This is a genomic window from Variovorax sp. 01T439_2, from assembly GCF_056398445.1.
The window spans coordinates 1-1,111 of the sequence record NZ_JBFTPJ010001323.1 but is presented as its reverse complement, the minus strand read 5'-3'; the positions used below and the strand labels follow the sequence as shown (position 1 = coordinate 1,111).

General features: G+C 70.0%; 1 protein-coding gene. It reads left to right on the top strand.

Going from position 1 to position 1,111, the window contains the following annotated elements:
- On the top strand, positions 1-1,051 hold a 1,051-nt coding region (locus AC1DOC_RS34640), incomplete at its 5' end, for an FAD-dependent oxidoreductase (protein ID WP_478131709.1).
- Positions 1,052-1,111: the final 60 nt, after the last annotated feature.

Here is a 1,111-nt window from a genome sequence, read left to right as displayed (position 1 = left end):
GCTGTCGCCGCACGGCGCCATCAAGCTGCGCTGGCCGCTCAATTCGCGCGACCTCGGCTGGATGTCGCGCTGGCAGAAGGCCTGCAAGCTCGAAACCTACCTGGCCAACCGCGCCCGCATGCAGCGCCTCGCGTTCTACAGCCGCACCCGGCTGCACGAAGTGACCGAAGCACGCGAACTGAGCTACGAACGCAGCGACGGCTACCTCGTGCTGCTGCGCTCCAAGCGCGAGAAAAAACTGGTCCAGCCGGGCCTCGAGGTGCTGCGCGCGGCCGGCAGCGTCTTCAAGGAGGTCGATGCCGACGAGGCCCGCCGGATCGAACCCGCGCTCAACACCGACACGGAGCTCGCAGGCGCCATCCACCTGCCCGAGGACGAAGTGGCCAACTGCCGCCAGTTCGCGCTGCTTCTCAAGTGGGAAGCCGAAGCGCTCGGCGCCCAGTTCCATTTCAATTGCGACATCGCGCCGATCCACCGCGCGGCGCCCACCTCCATTTCGCTCGCGAGCGGCTCGCAGCCGCTGCGCTTCGATGCGGTGGTGGTGTGCGCCGGTCTTGCCTCGGCCACGCTGCTGCGGCCGCTCGGCCTGCGGATTCCGCTGGCGCCGGTGTACGGCCATTCGATCAGCGCGCCAATCCGCGAATCGCTCAACGCGCCGCGCAGCGCCGTGATGGACGAACGCTACAAGGTTGCGATCTCGCGCCTGGGCCAGCGCGTGCGCGTGGCCGGCGGCGCCGAGATCGGCGGCTCCCTGAGCTCCATGAATGCGTCCGCCGTGCAAACGCTCTACAAGGTGCTGCACGACTGGTTTCCGGGTGCCGCAACGCTGCAGTCGGGCGTGCAGCAATGGAAGGGCGCGCGCCCGATGCTGCCCGACGGTCCGCCGGTGCTCGGCGCCAGCGGCGTGCCGGGCGTCTGGCTCAATCTGGGCCACGGCTCGAGCGGATGGGCGCTGTCGTGCGGCAGCGCACGCGTGGTGGCCGACCTGATCGGCGGCCGCGACGCGGGCGTCGACCTCGAAGGCCTGGGCGTCGAGCGGCTCGTCCAGTAGGCACAACGGGGCGGCTGCGCAGCCGCAGCTTCAGGCGGGCAGAATCGGCCCATGCAACGC